Source organism: Paraglaciecola psychrophila 170, from assembly GCF_000347635.1.
Lineage (GTDB): Bacteria > Pseudomonadota > Gammaproteobacteria > Enterobacterales > Alteromonadaceae > Paraglaciecola > Paraglaciecola psychrophila.
Genome location: NC_020514.1, coordinates 3,115,459 through 3,133,079 on the forward strand (window position 1 = coordinate 3,115,459; position 17,621 = coordinate 3,133,079).

16 protein-coding genes, 4 tRNA genes and 2 pseudogenes are annotated in these 17,621 nt (G+C 39.0%); 13 read left to right on the top strand and 9 right to left on the bottom strand.

The genetic code is table 11. The features are described 5' to 3' along the window. Nucleotides 1–237: 237 nt before the first annotated feature. From C427_RS13560 to C427_RS13600, 9 genes and pseudogenes are all read left to right on the top strand, one after another. A complete protein-coding gene (locus C427_RS13560) occupies nt 238–1,185 on the top strand; it encodes a ribose-phosphate pyrophosphokinase (RefSeq protein WP_007638581.1) in 948 nt (315 codons plus the stop codon). Between the two features lie 217 nt (nt 1,186–1,402). Then, nucleotides 1,403–2,035, top strand: coding sequence for a 50S ribosomal protein L25/general stress protein Ctc (locus tag C427_RS13565; RefSeq protein ID WP_007638585.1), 633 nt, complete (start codon nt 1,403–1,405; stop codon nt 2,033–2,035). 5 nt (nt 2,036–2,040) lie between these two features. Then, nucleotides 2,041–2,640 (top strand): aminoacyl-tRNA hydrolase, encoded by a 600-nt coding sequence (gene pth / locus C427_RS13570; protein WP_007638587.1) that lies wholly within the window; start codon nt 2,041–2,043, stop codon nt 2,638–2,640. Nucleotides 2,641–2,708: 68 nt separating this feature from the next. Further along, a pseudogene (ychF, locus tag C427_RS13575) lies at nt 2,709–3,801 on the top strand (redox-regulated ATPase YchF). A 406-nt stretch (nt 3,802–4,207) separates the two neighbouring features. Next, nucleotides 4,208–4,284, top strand: a tRNA-Met gene (locus tag C427_RS13580). Between the two features lie 27 nt (nt 4,285–4,311). Further along, nucleotides 4,312–4,396: transfer RNA gene (locus C427_RS13585), tRNA-Leu, on the top strand. Between the two features lie 24 nt (nt 4,397–4,420). Continuing rightward, nucleotides 4,421–4,495, top strand: a tRNA-Gln gene (locus C427_RS13590). A 240-nt stretch (nt 4,496–4,735) separates the two neighbouring features. Further along, nucleotides 4,736–4,810 (top strand) — tRNA-Gln (locus C427_RS13595). A gap of 196 nt (nt 4,811–5,006) precedes the next feature. Continuing rightward, entirely contained in the window at nt 5,007–6,413 is a 1,407-nt protein-coding gene (locus tag C427_RS13600; protein WP_007638601.1) for an alanine/glycine:cation symporter family protein, read from the top strand. 78 nt (nt 6,414–6,491) lie between these two features. On the opposite strand, the gene C427_RS13605 is transcribed toward C427_RS13600, so the two are convergent. Next, nucleotides 6,492–7,040 (bottom strand): carboxymuconolactone decarboxylase family protein, encoded by a 549-nt coding sequence (locus tag C427_RS13605; protein WP_007638602.1) that lies wholly within the window; start codon nt 7,038–7,040, stop codon nt 6,492–6,494. A gap of 109 nt (nt 7,041–7,149) precedes the next feature. Between C427_RS13605 and C427_RS13610 the strand changes: the two genes are divergently transcribed. After that, nucleotides 7,150–7,728 carry a TetR/AcrR family transcriptional regulator gene (locus tag C427_RS13610; protein WP_007638604.1) on the top strand — a complete coding sequence of 193 codons (579 nt, stop codon included), beginning with the start codon at nt 7,150–7,152 and terminating at the stop codon, nt 7,726–7,728. 2 nt (nt 7,729–7,730) lie between these two features. Here the strand turns inward: C427_RS13610 and C427_RS13615 are convergent, their stop codons facing one another. The 4 genes and pseudogenes from C427_RS13615 to C427_RS13625 form a co-directional block, all read right to left on the bottom strand. Continuing rightward, nucleotides 7,731–8,129: a YkgJ family cysteine cluster protein gene (locus C427_RS13615; protein WP_034899493.1), complete on the bottom strand. Its 399-nt coding sequence runs from the start codon at nt 8,127–8,129 to the stop codon at nt 7,731–7,733. Between the two features lie 25 nt (nt 8,130–8,154). Next, nucleotides 8,155–9,169, bottom strand: a pseudogene (ylqF, locus tag C427_RS13620) (ribosome biogenesis GTPase YlqF). A 61-nt stretch (nt 9,170–9,230) separates the two neighbouring features. After that, a complete protein-coding gene (locus C427_RS26425; RefSeq protein ID WP_007638608.1) occupies nt 9,231–9,407 on the bottom strand; it encodes a hypothetical protein in 177 nt (58 codons plus the stop codon). Between the two features lie 54 nt (nt 9,408–9,461). After that, nucleotides 9,462–10,643, bottom strand: coding sequence for an FAD-dependent monooxygenase (locus tag C427_RS13625; protein WP_007638609.1), 1,182 nt, complete (start codon nt 10,641–10,643; stop codon nt 9,462–9,464). A gap of 366 nt (nt 10,644–11,009) precedes the next feature. On the opposite strand from C427_RS13625, the gene C427_RS13630 reads away from it, so the two are divergent. Continuing rightward, the gene (locus tag C427_RS13630) at nt 11,010–11,741 is read left to right on the top strand and encodes a 6-phosphofructokinase (RefSeq protein ID WP_015430957.1); all 732 of its coding nucleotides are present in this window, start codon (nt 11,010–11,012) and stop codon (nt 11,739–11,741) included. After that, a complete protein-coding gene (locus C427_RS28230; protein ID WP_269079235.1) occupies nt 11,716–11,967 on the top strand; it encodes a 6-phosphofructokinase in 252 nt (83 codons plus the stop codon). Before C427_RS13630 ends, C427_RS28230 begins: the two co-directional genes overlap by 26 nt. A gap of 32 nt (nt 11,968–11,999) precedes the next feature. Here C427_RS28230 and C427_RS13635 read toward each other — a convergent pair whose 3' ends face one another. From C427_RS13635 to C427_RS13650, 4 genes are all read right to left on the bottom strand, one after another. Further along, nucleotides 12,000–12,830: a LytR/AlgR family response regulator transcription factor gene (locus tag C427_RS13635; protein ID WP_034899498.1), complete on the bottom strand. Its 831-nt coding sequence runs from the start codon at nt 12,828–12,830 to the stop codon at nt 12,000–12,002. Then, nucleotides 12,808–13,911, bottom strand: a complete 1,104-nt coding sequence (locus C427_RS13640) for a sensor histidine kinase (RefSeq protein WP_007638615.1) — start codon at nt 13,909–13,911, stop codon at nt 12,808–12,810. Before C427_RS13640 ends, C427_RS13635 begins: the two co-directional genes overlap by 23 nt. A gap of 118 nt (nt 13,912–14,029) precedes the next feature. Next, nucleotides 14,030–14,491 (bottom strand): Mpo1 family 2-hydroxy fatty acid dioxygenase, encoded by a 462-nt coding sequence (locus C427_RS13645; protein ID WP_007638616.1) that lies wholly within the window; start codon nt 14,489–14,491, stop codon nt 14,030–14,032. A gap of 93 nt (nt 14,492–14,584) precedes the next feature. Beyond that, on the bottom strand, nt 14,585–15,271 hold the full coding sequence (locus C427_RS13650; protein WP_007638618.1) for a flagellar brake domain-containing protein: 687 nt from the start codon (nt 15,269–15,271) through the stop codon (nt 14,585–14,587). A 154-nt stretch (nt 15,272–15,425) separates the two neighbouring features. On the opposite strand from C427_RS13650, the gene C427_RS13655 reads away from it, so the two are divergent. Continuing rightward, a complete protein-coding gene (locus C427_RS13655) occupies nt 15,426–17,222 on the top strand; it encodes a M61 family metallopeptidase (RefSeq protein WP_007638620.1) in 1,797 nt (598 codons plus the stop codon). Nucleotides 17,223–17,621 lie beyond the last annotated feature (399 nt).

Below are 17,621 nucleotides of genomic sequence, written 5' to 3' on the forward strand. Positions count from 1 at the left end.
CTGAGAAAGTCAGATTTTGAACCGCGATTTGTTGTTGGTTCAAATTCGGCAACCGAGGCAAATTTTAAAAGAGGCTAGAGCAGCAGGTTTTGATCCTTGACCAAGTCGTTGACTCAAACCCAGCTAACCCAGCTAATTTTAAGTGACACATGTTGAAGCAGCGTTCTATGATCCGCATTTTAGTGCAGACTCGAACCTAACTGCCCCAACCATTTAATTAGCACTGAGGATATGACCGTGCCGGATATGAAGATTTTCTCTGGAAATGCAGTACCTGAATTAGCACAGAAAGTCGCTGATAGGCTTTATACCAAGCTAGGACATGCGAGTGTCGGACGTTTTAGCGATGGGGAAATCAGTGTAGAAATTCACGAGAATGTACGTGGCTCAGATGTCTTTATTATACAATCTACTTGCGCACCAACTAACGACAATCTAATGGAATTGATTGTGATGATCGATGCATTTCGTCGTGCATCAGCTGGGCGAATTACTGCTGTTATACCCTATTTTGGGTATGCACGTCAGGACAGACGAGTACGTTCAGCAAGAGTACCTATTACCGCTAAAGTAGTCGCAGACTTTTTGTCTAATGTAGGTGTAGATCGTGTTTTAACTATCGACTTACATGCCGAACAAATTCAAGGCTTCTTCGATGTACCAGTAGATAACGCTTTTGGTACGCCAATTTTGTTAGACGATATGCGGCAACGTAATTTCCATAACCCGGTTGTTGTGTCACCCGATATAGGTGGCGTAGTTCGTGCCCGAGCATTAGCTAAATTAATGAACGATACTGACCTAGCTATTATCGATAAACGTCGACCGAAAGCAAATGTCGCTCAGGTCATGCATATTATCGGTGATGTTCAAGACCGTGACTGTATCATTGTTGATGATATGATTGATACAGGTGGTACCTTGGCAAAAGCTGCAGAAGCATTAAAAGCCCATGGTGCAAGAAATGTATATGCCTACGCAACTCACGCCATATTTTCTGGCAATGCGGCACAGAATTTACGTGATTCCGTGATTGATGAAATCATAGTTACTGACAGTATCCCCCTCCGCGATGAAATAAAAGCCATACCGAAGGTGAAACAACTTACTTTATCTAATATGCTTGCTGAAGCTATTCGAAGAGTAAGTAACGAAGAGTCTATCTCAGCGATGTTTGAATATTAAGACCAGCAGATTTAACAATAAAAAAGCGGCTACCAGCCGCTTTTTTATTGTTAAATAACCTGCAAACTCATTGTTTACCATTTCGACTGGTGTTAACATTCGCCGCCCTTTTTTGGGACGTTGTTGTTTTATTATCAAATGATAAAAAGCTGACGACGCGAACGTAAATTTTGGTCGCAAAAATTTACACACACTTAATATTATTTGGAGTTACCACATGTCTGATGGAATTTTCACACTAGACGCAGAAATCCGTACTGATTTAGGGAAAGGTGCGAGCCGCCGCCTACGTCACGCTGGTAAAGTACCTGCTGTCTTGTACGGAGCAAACAAAGAAGCGATTTCTTTGACACTTATACATAACAAACTTTTTCAAGCTCAAAGTTTCGAAGCCTTCTATTCTCATGTTCTTACTTTGAACATTGGTGAAGAGAAAGTAGAAGTATTGGTTAAAGACATGCAACGTCATGCTTTTAAACCTATTGTTATGCATCTTGACTTTTTACGTATTGATGCGAAAAAAGCGTTACAAACAAATGTACCTTTACACTTCCTAAATGAAGAAAAAGCTGAATCTATCAAGTTGAATGGTGGCCACGCTGAACATCACATGCTTGATGTTGAAGTAAGTTGTTTGCCAGCTGATTTGCCTGAGTTTATCGAAGTTGACTTGTTAAACGTTGAACTAGATCAAACCATTCATTTATCTGATTTAGTATTACCAAAAGGTGTATCTTTGGTAGAACTGAACAAAGGTGAAACGCATGATTTAGCTGTTGTAACAGTTAAATTAGCTAAAGGTCCTAAAGTTGAAGACGAAGATGATGCAGAAGCAGCACCTGCGGAATAATTTGCTTGACTGATAAACAATTAGAGCGCACTAGCCTAATTGTGGGCCTGGGTAATCCAGGCCCTGAATATCATCATACCCGCCATAATGCTGGTGCAATGTTCGTCGAATCACTAGCAAAAATTCACAATTGTTCGTTAAAACTAGAAAATAAGTTTTATGGTTACACTGGTCGTATCACGATTGGTGGGCAAGATATTCGACTTCTCATTCCCACTACTTTTATGAATAAAAGCGGACAAGCTGTTGCAGCAATGGCTAATTTCTACCGTGTCCCAATATCTGGCTTGTTGGTTGCATTTGACGAGTTAGACCTTCCTCCCGGTGTGGTAAAGTTTAAGATCGGTGGAAGTTCAAGTCAAAATGGCGTGCGTGATATTGTCAGTAGTATGGCCAATCAAAAAGACTTTCTGCGATTGCGGGTTGGCATTGGTCATCCAGGTGATAAAAATCGTGTCACGGGTCATGTATTAGGCAAAGCGCCACAAAAAGAACAACAACAAATCGATGATGCTATTAATGAAGCAACACGATGCCTTGAAATATTAATCAAAGACGATCTAAAAAAAGCTATGAACCGCCTGCATTCATTTAAGGCGGAATAACAGCTCTTTACAAATTAACCATGACGGACTCCGTCAGTTCATATATACAAATTTAAGAGGAAAACAAAATGGGTTTTAAATGCGGCATAGTCGGTTTACCTAACGTCGGGAAATCGACACTTTTTAACGCGTTAACCAAAGCCGGTATCGAAGCGGCAAACTTCCCATTTTGTACTATAGAGCCCAATACTGGTGTGGTTCCGGTACCTGATTTACGCTTAGACAAACTTGCAGCAATCGTGAAGCCTAAACGCACAATCCCCACCACAATGGAATTTGTGGATATAGCAGGATTAGTTGAAGGCGCATCTAAAGGCGAAGGTCTAGGTAATTAAATTTTTAGCTAACATTCGTGAAACCGATGCAATCGGCCATGTTGTACGTTGTTTTGATAATGACAACATAGTCCATGTCGCGGGCAAAATCAGTCCACAAGACGATATCGAAATCATCAACACAGAGTTAGCGTTATCTGATTTAGAAACCACAGAAAAAGCACTACATAGAGTTTCAAAAAGAGCAAAAAGTGGAGATGCCGACGCTAAAGCTGAGCTTAAAGTATTAGAAAAAATCAAACCACATTTAGATGCAGGCGAATTATTACGTTCAGTTGAGCTAGATAAAGAAGAAATAAAACTTATCAGCTATATGAATTTTTTAACCCTAAAGCCGACTATGTATATTGCCAACGTTAATGACGATGGATTCGAAAACAATCCCTACTTAGACAAAGTACGTGAAATTGCTGCAGCCGAAGGCGCTGTTGTCGTTGCTGTTTGCGCTGAAATCGAATCTGAAATAGGCGAACTAGACGACGAAGAAAAAGCCGAATTCATGGCCGATATGGGCTTAGAAGAGCCCGGTCTAAACCGCGTTATCCGTTGTGGATATGAATTACTTGCCCTAAATACCTATTTTACCGCTGGGGTACAAGAAGTGCGAGCTTGGACCTATAAAGAAGGTTCTACCGCACCACAAACCGCAGGAGTCATTCACACCGATTTCGAAAAAGGTTTTATCCGCGCCGAAATCATCGGATATGACAACTTTGTTGAATTTAACGGTGAACAAGGTGCAAAAGACGCCGGTAAATGGCGTTTAGAAGGAAAAGAGTACATAGTTAAAGATGGTGATGTGATTCATTTTAGGTTTAACGTATAGCTTTACACGATTCATTAATATTCTGCCCGCTAAAAAGCGGGCTTTTTTATGGGCCTCGGTAAATAATTATGGGCAAACACTTGAAAATATATAAATCATAATTAAACATTTTATATTCGTGGATCAACAAGAATACAAAAATAGTCTGTTTTTAAGGTACTCATATTCGGTTTGCAGAATAAAAGTAGATACGTAGACAAACGTCATGTGATCATTTATTAACCGACATAAAAATAATAGACTCTTTAAAGAAGTACAAAATGTCACCGAAATTAGTTTTTTTAGCAATTTTCACAGAGTCTTGCTTAGTAACTAACCAAACAGACATTTTAATGTCATAAAACGGTTGACGACAAAAAGCTAGATCAGCATAATACGCGCCACTTCGGAGACGGAGTAATTAAGTGGCAACATAGCTCAGCTGGTTAGAGCACATCACTCATAATGATGGGGTCGCAGGTTCGAGTCCCGCTGTTGCCACCACTTTTTCCTTGTTAAGGTCAAAAGTATGCGGGAGTGGTGGAATTGGTAGACACGCTGGATTTAGGTTCCAGTGCTTCACGGCGTGAGAGTTCGAGTCTCTCCTTCCGCACCAATGTTAGTAAAGTTAGGATATTGTTGGGGTATAGCCAAGTGGTAAGGCAACGGGTTTTGATCCCGTCATTCGTTGGTTCAAGTCCAGCTACCCCAGCCATTTTTAGTGAAGTTTGCTTTTATGATAGAAGGTTTTGATTCTCGGTTACACCGTTTTTCAAACCAGATATAGCAGCCATTTTTTGGCGTTAATATTTAAGCCAGTAATTATTAGTAAGAGTTTTACATCACTTATTAATTTAGATTGAAATTATAAATTAGTTACTTTTAAAGAATTGTTTCTGTTTATTATTTTAGTTTTTTTAAAGTAGAGAATTAGCTTCATAATTATCTACACCCTTGGGGTATAGCCAAGTGGTAAGGCAACGGGTTTTGATCCCGTCATTCGTTGGTTCAAGTCCAGCTACCCCAGCCACATTTAAGTACTTGCTGAGTATTGAGTTTGTTACCGCGCTACAGATGCAGGTTCATATCGTTACTTATTGAATACAAACAAAACGCCAAGCTTCTGCTTGGCGTTTTTGTTTGTATTGATTTACTTTGTTCCCTAGACATAAATGCCATTAAACGGCAAACTTCCATCATTAATTTAAATACTTGTGAGCCATATCTTGATTAACGAAATTGTCGCCTTTATCAATAACATCCTTTGGGGTAACGGTCAGATACTGATCTACATGTTATTGGCCGCTGGTGTCTGGTTCTCGGTAAAACTTGGTTTTATTCAAATTCGTCATTTTGGGCATATGTTTTCAGTGATGAAGGGCAGTACTAAAAGCGATAAAGCCGGTATCAGCTCCTTTCAAGCGTTATGTACTAGTTTATCCGCCAGAATCGGCACGGGTAACCTAGCGGGAGTTGCAGTAGCGATATCATTAGGTGGCTCCGGTGCAATTTTTTGGATGTGGGTTATCGCTATTCTGGGCATGGCTACCGGCTTTGCTGAGAGTGTCTTAGGCCAATTGTATAAAGTTAAAGATACTAATGGTGAATATCGTGGTGGTCCCGCCTATTATATCCAACAGGGCCTAAATAAACGTTGGTTAGCCGTAATATTTTCATTGTTCTTATTTTTGGGTTACGGTTTTATTTTTAGTGCAGTGCAAGCAAATACTATTACCGACGCACTTAATCACGCTTATGATATTCCTACCCTATATTCTGGTTTGGTCATTATTGTCTTAGCAGGGTTAATTGTGATTGGCGGTTTACGTGCTATCGCAAAATTTGCAGAATGGGTCGTGCCTTTTATGGCTATTTCGTATGTGTCGGTTACACTGGTTATTACTTTTTTGAACATCGATTTAGTACCCGCCATGTTATGGGACATTATTACATCCGCATTTGGCCTTCAAGAAGCGGGCGCAGGTGCAATGGGTGCAGCATTTAAACACGGCGTGCAACGTGGGCTTTACTCTAACGAAGCCGGCTCAGGTAGTGTGCCTCACGCTGCTGCAAGTGCCACGCCTAACCCGAATCATCCTGTATCTCAAGGATACGTTCAAATGCTTGGCGTATTTATTGATACCATGATCCTTTGTACGTGTTCTGCAATCGTTATTTTATTAGCTGGTGGTGCATCAGGTGAAGGCATGGAAGGTATACGCCTGACTCAAGATGCTATGAGCTCGCACTTAGGCGAAGGTGGTGGTTATTTTGTCGCAGCAGCCATAAGTTTATTTGCGTTTACCTCCGTTGTCGCTAACTACGCATACGGTGAAAGTAACTTACATATGTTTAAACTCGACAATAAAACAGGCCGAGCGGCATACACTGTGGGTTATCTGTTGATGATTTTATGGGGCTCTATGGCAGCTTTACCGCAAGTATGGGCGATGGCAGATATGGCATTAGGTTTAATGACGGTTATCAATATTTCTGCACTGGTTTGGATGACTCCCACTATCGTCTCAATCAGTAAAGATTATTTTGCCAAGCGAGATAGCGGCAAAGAGATCACCTATAAAGCCGGTGATTGTGAAATACAGGGTAAATCTGAAAAAGGCATTTGGGACTGATTGAGTCATCTTAGTAATAATCCATTAAAAAGGGGCTTTCAAAAACCCCTTTTTAATTTAACTTTGTGACCCGTCTTATTATTTATTCCAAGTAAACACTTTAAAAGGTTCATCGACAGGTGTATCAGCAAGGTGATTAGTAAAGTTACTCATTACTTTTTGAGCCAAAACTAGCACTATATCGAGTAGGTTTTGTTTGCTAAAACCTGCTGCATAAAATGTATCTATATCAGATTTTTCAATCACTCCTCTATTTCTAACCATCAGCAGAGTTGTATCCCGCAAGGCTTCTAATTTAGTCGATTTAAGAGGGGTTTGATTACGCAAAGCTTCTGTTATAGCTTCATCGACGTTCATCATATTGGCGATAGCGGTATGAGCGGGAACGCAATAATGGCAGGCATGCTCAACATTAATGGTTTGCCATACGACAGTGAGCTCTTCATTATCAAAAGATGCCTTTTGCGCTAATCCATGTAACGTTTGGTAAGCTTCTAGTAAAGCAGGTGACTCAGCCATAACAGCATGAAGGTTGGGGATCATACCAAAACCTTTTATTGAATTTTCTAATAAAGGTTTAGCCGCTTCTGATGCAGTTTCTAAGTTATATAATTCAAAATTACTCATATATCTCTCTTCTATTAATAAGTTTAGGGTGCAAATATAACTGGACTTGAACATTTGTTCAAGCTAAGTTTGAACATTCGTTCAAGCAGCTAAGACGAGGTCCCCTATTTTGAAGTATGATCATACAGATGCATTAAATAAAGCCACTGAGCTTTTTTGGCAGAAAGGCTATCAAGGTACTAAGATGCGTGACTTACAGGAGCACCTGGATATGCGGCCCGGTAGCATTTATGCTGGGTTTGGTAGTAAAGAGGCGATGTTTTTACAAGTATTGGATTGTTATGTTGAACAGAGTCTACTAAAAATAGATGAATACGACCGCTTAGCAACTCATCCACTTGAAGCGTTAAAAGACTTCGTAAGTGGTTTTATTTTTGTTGAAGGTAAGCTTGAAAACTCCAGAGTTTGTTTATTAGTCAAAACAGTATCTGAATCAGAAACAAGTCAGCCTAAATTACACACTCATGCATTATTAGGCCTAAAAAAGATTGAAAGAAAATTCACAGCGTTATTCACCCAAGCACAGCAGCTAAAATTATTAAGCCAAACAGCCAACCCTGAACAGCTAGGTAAATGGTTACAAATGCAGATTATGGGTTTAGTGATTTATTCAAAAAATTGCGCAGAAAAGGAGGATATTGTTCTGATGATTGAGCATATATTTTCCACACTTAGGCAACCTTCTTAACTTTAATCAAATGCTGGACGGCTATCAGATAACAACCGATCTAACTCTTTTTGTGCTTGTTTAGGGTTGAGTAAATCCCCTTGTTGCAACATCTCACATTCATCGTTGATCATCTGTTTAACTGTTACAGGGTAAAAGCGACAATCTTCAGGGCGGTCATAATATATATCACAGGTATACATGTTTTTTGTTGGCTCAGCTGGGTTTTTAGTTTCTCGCAAAAAAGGGCACAAAGATAACTGTTTACCACTTTGTGGTGAAAACCAAATCAAGCCCTTTTTGACATAGGCAGCGACATCTGGCTTAAACAGCTCCCACATATCGATGTCTTGATCTGATGCAGACAAATCGCCATTGCTGTATTTAATACAGCATTTGCCACAAGAGTTGCAATCTTGCATTAGGCCAACATCATATTTAGTGTCATTATTTCCTGCGACTTGATTGTTTTTTCATACGTGCCGACTGTTCTGCCCTGTCGTTCTCGCGCTTTTCTTTACGATCTTTTTTATCCGGTGTTAAAGAACCTGTTTTAAAACGCTCTTTTCTGTCAACCTTATCAGCGATTTTTTTAGCGGCAACCGCAGCCATCTCTATTACCTCTTGTTCAATCATTAGAGGTGTTTCGAGACTAATACGGCCAAGTTTACCAGACCGCAATTCATTGATTAATACTTCACATATTTTATGTAAGTTAACCCGGCCCCCTGACATTAATGCGCCACGACGAGCTGCTGCTAGCTCTAGAAACTCAATTTCAGTGTCAGGAATAGTTGCTAATTCAAAACGAGACTTGAGTAATTCTGGGTAGGCCTTAATCAAATAATCTGCGGCAAAAAAGCCCACATCATCATATTCCATGGCGGTATCTTTAATTGCACCTGTAGAGGCTAATCGATATCCGCTATTTGGGTTTTCTAATTTTTGGCCATAATATGCCTGGGGTATCAAATAAGGTAATACCATTTCCCAAACTAATACGCTGTTGGGTTTTAGTGACAGCGGCTTCGTTACCCGTTTTAGCGATCACCCGATCCGCGAGAATATTAATCAGGGTTGACTTACCAACATTAGGGATACCTACGATCATAGTATGGATAGCTTTCACACTCGCGTCTTTTTCAGGTAACATTTTCCGGCATAGCTCCAAGATTTGTTTCATCTTGGCTGGCTCTTCAGTGGTAGAGGTGAACGTTTTAACTGATCTTTCACGCTCTAAAAACTCCTGCCATGCCGCTGTCACGTCTGGATCCGCGAGGTCAGTTTTACTCAATACTTTGATGCAGGGCTTATCTCCCCGTAACTGAGCAATCATCGGGTTTTCGCTGGAATATGGAATACGTGCGTCAAGTACTTCAATTAATACATCAACTTGCGGCAATGCTTCTTTTATTTCTTTCTGAGCTTTGTGCATATGCCCGGGATACCAATGAACTGCCATCTGATCTGCCTATTTAATTAATCTGAAAATACGATGTGAAATATTATTGTGAACAATAGCTTTAGTTGGCGTAATGCATAATCAATTGAATAATCACCATAATCACTAACAATGGCAAGATCCAAAGACCCAACGTACCCATTTGTTCGCCCGACATCCTGAACTTGGAACGTTCAATCAAGGGAACAATGACGACTAAAGCAATAAATAAAACGCCTAAAATAATGAATACTGTCATCTGTTACCTACCCTTTATTTGCGACTGTTAGTCTTTCATATACAAACTTAATGATTAAGCCAAGCCCATGGCATATTTCATTACATTGTTTTTTATTGGGCCGGAATGATTTGCCAACTTCAAACCTATATTCCGCAATATTTTGAGTGGCATATTATTATTACTAAATGTGGAATACAGTAAATCCATAGAACTCATCATTACTAGGTTATCTCTGCGACGAGCAACTTCATATTTTTTTAACCAATTGCAGTAATGATTGGGCTGCAACACCGATGTGCAAGCTTCTATAGTAAGCTGTTTATTGATTACGCTAAGTAAGGCAGCTACATCTTTAAAACCTAAGTTAACCCCCTGCCCAGCTAACGGGTTAATTGTATGAGCCGCATCGCCAATCAGCACTGTGTTACCTTTAAAATATTGATTTGCATGCATACGGGTCAACGGAAAAGCAGCCACATCGAGCACTTCAAAATCAGGTAGGTCAGCTGGAAAATGTTGTAAAATATGTTGTTTTAGCTTTATTTTAGACAAACTTTTTAAATGTTTAATGTCTTGTGCGTTGTGATACCAAACCAGCGATGCAAAACCATCGTATAAGGGTAAAAATGCCATAGGCCCATCAGGAGTGAATTGTTGCCAGGTAATGTCTTGTTGCACAGCATAGGTTTTAATTTGAATGCCTAGAGCCTGCTGCGCATATTGCCAACCTTGCACACCTATGTTGGCAGCGTCGCGAACCGCTGAATTAGCACCATCAGCACCAATCAAAATTTTTGCGTGAATAATTTGGCCATCTTCTAGGGTTACTTGGGATGCATCAGTAGATGTTATATTCGTAACTTTTAGGTTTTTATAAAAAACCACGTTTTGATTATTATTAATCACTGCGTGTAAGCCCAATTGAACAAGTCGATTTTCAATAATGTGACCAAGATGAGGTTGCTCAATTGCATTGCAATCAAAGTCAGTACGGCAAGAAGGTTTATCCCATACTGACAAACGTTTATAAGGACACAGACGCATACTTTTAATATGAGCCCATGCTCCTAAGTCTTGCAGCAAGGCTTCAGAGGTTAAACTAATGGCAGAAACTCGCATATCAGGAGTTTGTTTAGAATCAAAAAGCACCGGCATTGAGGGCTCAATTATCGCCACTTTAAAGTTAAGCTTTGCCAACCCCAAAGCCATAGCCGAACCGACCATTCCACCGCCCACCACACAAAAATCAAACACGTTTTTTTTCCTTTTTACTACATACCATTAGTTTAACAAAAAAAGGCGAAGATTTACGTTAAAACATCTAAATACTACTATCCTTAATATTGCCCAATACGGCGTTTATATTGAGATGACTAAAACACTATTTGCAACGGCAATGAAATGGCCAAAGGCACAACAGGTCCTAACCCATGAGCCAAATATTCAGGGGAATTTTGCCCTGCCTAAAACAGTCAATACAAAGACAATGATTCTTCGCCTTAAACATCAACATCAGACGCGGCTAAGTGGCTAATTATTCTACAAAAACATTGTTTATAGAGTCTTTGCATTCTACCCTAGATTAAAGTTATTTATACAAATCACACAGAAGAGAGACTTATGAAAAAAATCGCTGTTTTGACATCGGGTGGTGATGCCCCAGGTATGAATGCTTGTATTCGTTCAATTGTTCTCACAGCGGATCATTATGAACTTGAAGTGATTGGTTATAAAGATGGTTATAACGGCCTAATTGACCAAGAATTTAAACTGCTCGTTCCTGCCAATGTGACGAATATCATTCAGCGAGGCGGCACGATATTAAAAAGTGGTCGCTGTGATGATTTTCATACTGAGGAAAGTGGTAGAGCCGCAGCCAAAAACCTACAGGATTTAAATGTAGATGCATTGTTAGTGATTGGTGGTAATGGTTCTTTTCGTGGTGCACATCATTTATGTAAATACTATAAAGGACAAGTCATAGGCTTACCCGGCACCATAGACAATGACATAAGCGGTACAGATGCCACTATTGGATATTATACTGCCATTGAAACCGCACTCGATCCCATTGATAAAGTGCGAGATACCGCAGATGCTTTTGAGCGTATATTTTTAATTGAAGTCATGGGAAGACATGCAGGGTTTATTGCCTTGAATGCCGCAGTGGCATCTGCTGTAGATAGAGTGGTAGTCCCAGAAGCTTGCAATGATATTGACTTGGAAGTGGATAACATTATCGAACATCTACATGCAGTTTATAGTCAGCAGGGGATCTCGAGTTACATAGTCGTGATGAGTGAAAACTTATTACCCGGAGGGGGTAATGTCGCTGGCGAAAATGCTCACTGATAAAACTCAAATCGAGTGTCGACCTGTTATATTAGGTCACGTTCAAAGAGGAGATTCACCTGTTAGCCAAGACAGAATTTTAGCAACTAAGTTGGGTGCTTATGCAGTTGAGCAGGCATTAGCAGGGCAAAACAATATAATGGTGGGTGAACATAATAATCAGTTAATCACACCACCGCTTGAAATAAGTTGGCAACAAAAAAGCCTCTTGATACATATTTGTTGAAGTTCCAACAACAATTATTCAACACCACACCATTATAATTTAATCATCTCCTTCACACGATCACGATGACTACGACTAACTTTGAGTTCAGTGCCATTGTTTAAGATTAAGTGGTATTCGCCACTAATATGACTGACCATTTTTTGTACGAACTTAATATTAACCATCGCCGAACGATGAGCTCGAACGAATTTTTTGGGATCGAGATCCTTTTCTAGCTCTTTCATAGTGCGGCGCATAATATGGGTCTGATCCGTTGCGTGCACACACATATAATCACCAGCAGCATCAATCCATTGAATATCATTGACTGCCACACGGGTCACTTCGGAACCATCTTTTATGGCTAAAATATCAGGATAAGGGTTAGTAGTAATGGGTTCACCGCTAGCTAATTTCCGCAAAATATCTTCACAATCATCACCGGTAAAATCAGCGACCAACCTCGCAAGTTTTTGATTGTTACCATCTTGTTGTTTTCGTTCTAGCATCAACTGTACTTTATCAACTGCGTCTTTCAGACGTCTCTCATCCACTGGTTTTAATACATAATCCAAAGCGTGTACGTCAAATGCTTTGATCGCATAAGAGTCAAATGCGGTAACGAACACAATCAAAGGAATAGGTTGCTTTAATTCTTGTAGTTTATTAATGACTTGAAAACCATTCAGCCCGGGCATTTGAATATCTAGAAATACCAAGTCAGGACGCACCTGAGGAATGAGTGTTACGGCCTCTAATCCATTTTTACATTCACCAACAATGTCAATATTGTTAAACTCAGCCAAACGTAAGGACAATCCCTTACGTGCGAGAGGTTCGTCGTCAACTATGACAGTACTAATTTTCAATTTTTTTGTCATTTGAGTTCTCGCTTATTTCATAAGGGATACGAATATTAACTTTTATTCCCGTTGGATAATTATGAGATATCACAAAAGAATGTTTATTAAGATATAAAGCTTCTAATCGGTCTTTTATATTTTGTAACCCTACCCCGCCACTTTTACTGACAGGTAATTGTCCGTTTTTAATCTCAGCACCAGGACCATTGTCACTGACGTTTAGCATCAAATCACGTCCAAAAGTTTTAGCTGAAATACTGATACATCCGCCAACTTCCATTCTGGATATGGCAAACTTTATCGAGTTTTCAATAATAGGCTGCAATATCAAACTGGGTACGAGTGCACTTTGAGTCTTTTCTTCTATATCCCAAACTACCGTTAGGCGGTCTTCAAATCTAACCTCTTCAATTTCCAAATACAGCTCTAAGGCTTGAATTTCTTGGATAAGAGGGACTCGCCGGATGGGGTCTTTATCAAGTGAGTAACGTAAAAAATCACTTAAACGGCTGACCATAGCCTCAGCCGTTTTGTTCTCTTTCATAAGAATAAGCGTTGAAATGGCATTCAGAGTATTAAAAAGAAAATGTGGATTCAACTGATATCTAAGCATTTTAATATGCGCCTGATGCGCCATAGAGGATGCTTTAAGCACATTTTGCTTTTCTCTGAGTAACATCTGATAGTTTTTGACACCAAAATAAGCGCCGGTCCAACATCCAATCATGATTAAAGAATTAATTGTATCCTTAAAATACCAGTACCATTCTTCAGGCCGATAGCCTTTTTTGTATATTTCCCAGTTATTGACGTTTTTAACCAAGGTCCAAATCAATGCCGTAAAATACAAGCTAGCACCAACCATAATGAGCATTTTAAGCGGTGTTAAAGTCAATGCCTTACGATATATATATCGAAGTGGAATAGTCAGCAACCATCCTGCATAGGCATTAAGTACTATAACAAATAGCCATATACTGCGCATATCTTGTAGAAATGAGCCGATATAATAAACGATTGCAAAGCCACACCAACCTGCTGTATGCAGGGTCCAAAACAACCGTTCTCGGCTATCGACTAATTTTTCCCACTTAGGCACACATATTCCTGAATAATGAACAGTAAACAAGTATACAAAAAACAGGCTAAGGAAGCTCTCTCTTGGTCTTAGATTAGCGGTGTTTTATCGCAACGGATTGTAGAATTAAGCAGTTAGCTTAATAATTGATATTTAAACGTTTTAGCCAGTGTACCCACCACCAAGCAGGCCCCACCAGTAAAAATTGAAAATCTTTTAAAAAGCTAGGTTTTTTACCTTCAATATTGTGTCCAATAAATTGCAAAATCCACATTACTACAAACAAAGCGACACTAAACTGCAAAACAGAAATATCTAGTAACTCAAGCAGAACAATTCCATACAAAGACAATACGGATAGTAGCGTCATAGCGGCACCTATTGGTCCAGACAAACGAAAGTAATAATACAAGGTGGGAATAACCAGAACATGCGCCCACGTGACAGCGAAATAATCTAGAAAAGCAGGCGTAGGAATAGACCATACAAGTGCTAGCGTAACAAAATATATTGCCGGTACTGCTATTGCATGTATAAGAATATTGGTTTTGTTTTTATGACTTTCGCCATACTCATTTAAAAGAAATTCTATTTGACGCATGTAAATCTCATCGACATGTTATTAACTCTATTTTAACAACTCAATCGACTTGCTTCAATTAAAAACTGTAAACTTAGCGATTATATTCACTAATTAACCCGTCGATAACATTAGATCTTGCAATAACTGATTAACTTCTTCTTCAGGTGTCTCGAACTTGACGCCGTAATACAGGTATACCTCATCAGACTTAGTGTTCATAATAGTGCCAGTTAGGAAAATACTTTTATCTTTGGATACAACAAAATACATTTTCACAACTTGTCTAAGTTTTGGCTTGGTCATGCTTGCACTTTTATTAATACTCATTCGGCAACCATTTACCGATATATCTAATACCAGAGAGTCGCAAATAACGGAATTACTTTTAGCATCAAGCATACTGGTTGCGATACGCGTTTGTGCTCTAGGTTCAATACGTAAATCTTGGCTTTGTATAACGAGAGGAAAGCTAGTAAAAATCAAATGACTTGGTTTCGTGGTAACGAGTATGACTTTAACTTTAAAGGCTATAATTTCGCCAGTATCGTCCTCAAGGATATATCTAGCAATTAACGACTTATCTTTAAAAATCCCATCGCCCAATGATCCCCACTTACCTTCATCGGGGTATCTGAAAATCATACAACGCGTACCATCCATACCTACAAACTCGGTTCTCACCCTTTTCGTAGTAGTGGCAGTAGACAATTGTAAATCAAGGGGTCTGCCGGGCCGCATGGAGCGGAGCTTTCTTAAATCTTCATTCGTCAGCCCAATTTTTTCCTGCAAAATTGCCATTTAATTAATAACCCTTGAAGACCATTGTTGTTATGATTAGCTTTATGCATTCTAGATTGTTGTTAAATAAAGTGTACACATACAATAACTTACTACATTATTTATAAATATAAAGCATTATAATCTTTATATTTTCATTAAATAGAGAAACATTATGCATATTCATCCCTCACCCATTCATTACCATATTAACGTTTCATCTATCCCGGGGCATGTATTTGATGTCAGATTACACATTAAAAATCCTGATGAAAATGGTCAAATCCTAACCTTACCCGCTTGGATACCAGGAAGTTATATGATCCGTGATTTTGCCAAAAACATTGTCAAAATTAGTGCTCAGGATGATATGGGCACAGATATAAACATCCAAAAACTCGACAAACAAACTTGGCAAGCACAAGCAGTTAGCACAACGTTGACCATTCAATACCAAATTTATGCTTTCGATCTATCGGTTAGAAGCGCCTACATAAATGATGAAATGGCATTTTTAAATGGTACCAATATGTTTTTGGCAGTTGTTGGACAAACAGATCAACCTTGTGGGTTAACGTTGCAAAAACCTGTACAACCAGAATTATCTCACTGGCAGGTTGCCACTACTATGCCAACAGAGATGCAAGATACACATGCATTTGGTGAATATTATGCGGATAACTACGAAGGGTTGATCGATCATCCAGTACTAATGGGTGAGTTTGATATTTTGCCATTTTCTGCCGCTGGTGTGGAGTTTGAACTAATACTTGCAGGTGGACATCAAGCCGATGTTCAACGCATAACAAAAGATTTAACCAAGGTGTGCCAGCACCATATTGATTTTTTTGCAGATACTCCTCCGGTTAAACGTTATCAGTTTATCACGCTGCTAACAGATAATGCTTTTGGTGGTTTAGAACATATGAGCTCAACAGCGTTAATGTACAGTAGAAATGATTTACCAAGCTTGTCTGATGCGGAAAAAATGACCGATGGATATCGCGTATTTCTAAGTTTGTGTAGTCATGAGTTTTTTCATACTTGGCATGTAAAGAGGATCAAACCTGAAGAGTTGTTTGGTGCAGCATTAGACAAAGAGCGATACACAGAACAATTATGGATTTATGAGGGTTTTACTAGCTACTACGACGATTTTAGTCTTTTAAGATGTGGTCTTATTACCCAAACTGAATATCTAAAAGTAGTCGGCCAAAACCTCACTCGGTTACTACGTAATAAAGGGCGATTTAAACAAACCATTACCGAGTCTAGTTTTGATGCTTGGACTAAGTTTTACAAACAAGATGAAAGTGCCGTTAATAACATTGTTAGTTATTATAATAAAGGTGCCGTATTAGCTATGTGTTTGGATTTACTGATAAAAAGCGAAAGTGATGGAAATTACAGTTTAGATGACGTGATGCGGAATTTGTGGGAGCAGTACGGAAAACTCGCAATTCCTACCCCAGTAGACGTTATTCAGAATATTGTAAAAACACAGCTGAATTTAGACTTAAATGCTTTTTTTCAATCTGCATTATATTCCACCGAAGAGTTACCATTCAATGAACTGCTTGAGAAATTTGGCGTTGAGTGTCATTTTTTACCTAGAGAAAACTTGGATGACAAGGGCGGTGAAATGACAACATCTCCAATAAAAATCGACTTTGGAGCACAAATAAAAATGCAAGAGATAGGTGTACAAATCATCCAAGTCACAGAGCAAACTGCGGCCTATGAGTCTGGATTACAAGTTGGTGATGTGTTGATAGCCATCAATAAATGGGTGGTGAGTAAAGAAAATTTAATCCCACAGCTAAATCATTTAACGATTGGTCAAACCGTGCAACTGAATGTGATACGTGACAAAAAACTCAAGCCATTGACCTTTTTAGCCAGAGCAGCATCCAAAGACACCATAGCCCTAGAAGTAATCGAACAACAGCAATGTAATAGATGGTTAAGTTAATCATCTATTACATTGCTTCGGTTTAATAAGCCAAATAACTAAATAACTAAATAACCTCAATAAGCTTAGAAAAATAACATTTTAGATGACGATAATTAAGGGAAAGCACCAACCTTTCATTTCTCATGGGTATTTATACAAATTTGATATGCGTGTGGCTCTATATTGCTCGTGCACGCGTAATTATGAATCCCAACATTCCTTTTATTTACTCTTAATTGCTAGGAATACATGAGTCTTAAAATATTTGATAAAAGTACACACTGTCTTTCGAAATATATAAATCTTTCAGAACACTTACAAAATAACAGCAGTCAGCCTGATAACGGCTTAATGTTGACACCACGAGTCTGCTACAAGATAAATCACCATCATTTATAAAAGTAAATGTCATATTAA